Source organism: Actinophytocola sp., assembly GCF_036555685.1.
GTDB lineage: Bacteria > Actinomycetota > Actinomycetes > Mycobacteriales > Pseudonocardiaceae > Actinophytocola.
On sequence record NZ_DATBKY010000010.1, the window covers coordinates 1 to 3,396 of the forward strand.

A 3,396-nucleotide genomic window follows, 5' to 3' on the forward strand; every position below is an offset into this window, starting at 1 on the left:
CCCGCGCAGCGCGACCTTGACGACCGCCACCCGGCCGGACTGCTGCAGCGCCTCGCTGAACAGCACGTACGGTTGCACGCCGGCCGGCTCCGGCTCCAGGTGGTAGCTCCGTGCGAAGTAGATCGGGTCGATCTCCGCGAGCGGCGCGAACGCCTGCACGTCGATCGCCCGTGACGTCGGCAGCGGCAGCCTTGCGAGGTCGGCGTCGGTGAGCACGACCGTCTCACCGCCCGGCAGCACGTAGCCGCGAGCGACCTCGTCGGCGTGCAGCGTCCGGCCGTCGACCTCGCAGACCTTGCGGTGCCGCACCCGGCCGCCGTCGCTCGCGTGCACGTGGTGCAGGCCGGTGCCCTGCTCCTCGGTGGCGCCGAAGGCACGCACCGGGATGGTGGCCGCACCGAGCCGGATCGTGCCGTTCCAGACGCTACGCATGGGAGACCTCCCCGATCGACGACAAGATCACACTATCGCCGCTCGTCGGCAGGTCACAGGGCCAAACGGGTGTTTATTCGAACATATGTTCGCCCTCGGCGAGGGCATCCGCGGCGTGCCCGCTCGCGCGCGCGGCGGCCCGCAGTATCTCGGCCAGCGCGTCCCGGTCGGCGACCGGCACGCCGTCGAGCTGACCGGCCAGCCGGGCAAGCGTGGCGGCGATGTGCCGCTGCCCGGACACGAGCCGGCCGACGACCGCGGCGAGGTCGTCCGGCGGGTCGGGGTCGGCGGCGAGCTCGGCGGCGCAGGACTCCAGGTGCGACGTCAACACCGTGGCCGGGAGAACCAGCTCACGATCCGCCACCTCGCACCGCCCTCCAGCTCGGGGACGCGCTCATGCTGCCACCTCGCGGTACGCGCCGCGGGGCGACACACCGATCACTCCGGCTTGCGCCGGAAGGCGCCGACCATCGTCGGCAGCCGCACGTAGTTGGCCCGGTCCGCCGCGGCCTCGTCGAACTCCGCGCGGAAGCGGTCGGCGTTCTCCCGCGTGGTGATGCCGAGCCGCAGGGCCGCGGGCAGCGCGCTCGAGTACGACGCCTGGCAGAAGCCGCCCGTGTCCGCGATCGGGGCGAGCACCCCGGCGACGTCGGTGCCGTCGGGTGCGCCGATGCCGGCCGCGAGGAAGCTCGCCGGCAGGTGCAGCCCGCAGCGCGGGTCGCCGCCGGTCTTCGCGAAGACGCCGTCCATGACCCGGGTGAACTCGTCCCAGCAGTCCCGCCGGGGGTACATGTCCATGCCCGCCGTGTCGTAGTCCTGCACGACCAGCACGCCGCCGGGTACGACCCAGCCGTAGAGCCGGCGCAGCAACGCGGCCGGGTCGGCGAGGTGCATGAGCACGAGCCGCACGTAGACCACGTCGAACGTGCCCGGCTCGACCTCGTGGAAGCTGCCCTCGACGAACTCGACCGGCGTCTCGACCGTGGCGCGGAGGACCTCGCGAGCCTGCCGCCCGGTGTCCCCGTCGGCGTCGACGCCGGTGACCGACCCGCCCGGGCCGACCCGCTCGGCGAGCAGCCGCATAACCTCGCCCGGACCGCAGCCGACGTCGAGGCACCGCATGCCGGGCCGGATCCCGACCCGGTCGAGGAAGCGCGCGGTGGCGGGCTCCCAGATGGCCGACTGCAGCCGCAGGCGGCGGTACTCGTCGGACGTGCGGGCGAGGACGTACGCGGAACTGCTCACGTATCGCGAACATAGTGGAAAACCGGGCGGCCCCGGTTGCGTATTTCTGACAGGATCCGCCGCATGGATGTCGTCGCCGGGACCGAGCGGCTCGTGCTGCGCCGGTTGACCAAGGAGGACTCCGAGCACCTGGTCGAGCTGGACGGCGACCCGGAGGTCATGCGCTACACCACCGGCGGCGTGCCGACCCCGCGGATCCGGATCGAGACGGCCGTGCTGCCGGCCATGCTGCGTGACTACGGCCGGTACCCGGGCTTCGGCGCGTTCGCCGGGCAGCGCAGGGACGACGGCGAGTTCATCGGCTGGTTCATGCTGCTGCCGCGCGCCGACTCGGCGCCGGACGAGGCCGAGCTCGGCTACCGGCTGCGCAAACCCGCGTGGGGCAAGGGATACGCCACCGAGGGCTCGCGCGCGCTGCTGCGCTACGGGTTCACCGAGCGGGGGCTGCGACGCGCTTTCGCGGAGACCATGACCGTCAACGCGCGCTCCCGGCGGGTGCTGGAGAAGCTCGGCATGCGCCTGGCGTACACGTTCTTCCCGCCGTACGCGCCGATCGAGGGCTCCGAGCACGGCGAGGTCCGGTACACCCTCGATCGTGACGCGTGGGAGGCCGCAAGCGAACGCACGAGAGGGTGATCCGGTGGCACAGCGGGACTGGTGGCGCTCGGCCGCGATCTACCAGGTCTACATCCGCAGCTTCGCCGACGGCGACGGCGACGGCACGGGCGACCTCGCCGGCGTGCGGACGCGGCTGCCGTACCTGGCCGGCCTCGGCGTCGACGCGATCTGGTTCAACCCGTGGTACCCGTCGCCGATGGACGACGGCGGCTACGACGTCTCCGACTACCGCGGCATCGAGCCCGTCTTCGGCACCCTGGCCGAGGCGGAGAGGCTGATCGGGGAGGCGCATGCGCTCGGCATCCGGATCATCATCGACATCGTCCCCAACCACTGCTCCGACGAGCACCCGTGGTTCGCCGCGGCGCTCGCGGCCGGGCCGGGCTCGCCGGAACGGGAGCGCTTCTGGTTCCGCCCCGGCCGCGGCGAGCGGGGCGAGCAGCCGCCGAACAACTGGCAGTCCCGCTTCGGCGGCCCGGCGTGGACGCGGGTCACCGAGCCGGACGGGTCGCCCGGCGAGTGGTTCCTGCACCTGTACTCCGCGCGCCAGCCGGACCTGAACTGGACGAACCCGTCGGTCGCCGGGGAGTTCGAGGACATCCTGCGGTTCTGGTTCGACCGCGGCGTCGACGGGTTCCGCATCGACGTCGCCGACGGGCTGGTGAAGGCCGGCGGGCTGCCGGACGCGGTCTACCCGGCCGACGGCCCGCTCCCCTACTCCGACCTGGACGGCGTGCACGACGTCTACCGCGCGTGGCGGCGGATCGCGGACGGCTACCCGGGCGGGCGCGTGTTCGTCGGCGAGATGTGGCTGCCCGACCCGGCGCGGTTCGCGATGTACCTGCGGCCGGACGAGCTGCACTCGGCGTTCAACTTCGACTTCCTGTCCTGCCCGTGGGACGCGCGGCGAATGCGCTCGGTCGTGGACGCCACGCTGGCCGCGCACGCGCCGGTGCACGCACCGGCCACCTGGGTGCTGTCCAACCACGACGTGACCCGGCACGTCACCCGGTACGGCCGGGCCGACACCAGCTTCGACTTCGGCAACCGGCAGTTCAACGTGCCGACCGACCTGGAGCTGGGCACCCGGCGGGCGCGGGC

The 3,396-nt window shown here is 73.0% G+C and carries 5 protein-coding genes; 2 read left to right on the forward strand and 3 right to left on the reverse strand.

Annotated features, from left to right (window positions below; all coding sequences use genetic code 11):
* The 3 genes from ku to VH969_RS01005 form a co-directional block, all read right to left on the reverse strand.
* Positions 1 to 432 (reverse strand): non-homologous end joining protein Ku (ku, locus tag VH969_RS00995; RefSeq protein WP_331968754.1); only part of this gene is annotated, 432 nt, incomplete at its 3' end.
* 73 nt (positions 433 to 505) lie between these two features.
* A complete protein-coding gene (locus tag VH969_RS01000; protein ID WP_331968757.1) occupies positions 506 to 796 on the reverse strand; it encodes a hypothetical protein in 291 nt (96 codons plus the stop codon).
* Positions 797 to 870: 74 nt separating this feature from the next.
* Positions 871 to 1,677: a class I SAM-dependent methyltransferase gene (locus VH969_RS01005; protein WP_331968760.1), complete on the reverse strand. Its 807-nt coding sequence runs from the start codon at positions 1,675 to 1,677 to the stop codon at positions 871 to 873.
* Between the two features lie 63 nt (positions 1,678 to 1,740).
* Between VH969_RS01005 and VH969_RS01010 the strand changes: the two genes are divergently transcribed.
* Entirely contained in the window at positions 1,741 to 2,313 is a 573-nt protein-coding gene (locus VH969_RS01010) for a GNAT family N-acetyltransferase (protein ID WP_331968763.1), read from the forward strand.
* Between the two features lie 4 nt (positions 2,314 to 2,317).
* On the forward strand, positions 2,318 to 3,396 hold a 1,079-nt coding region (locus tag VH969_RS01015), incomplete at its 3' end, for an alpha-amylase family glycosyl hydrolase (protein WP_331968766.1).

What these genes read in the sequence shown, in the direction of transcription:
- VH969_RS01010 (WP_331968763.1), top strand. Translation starts at nt 1,741, where the DNA reads ATGGATGTCGTCGCCGGGACCGAGCGGCTCGTGCTGCGCCGGTTGACC.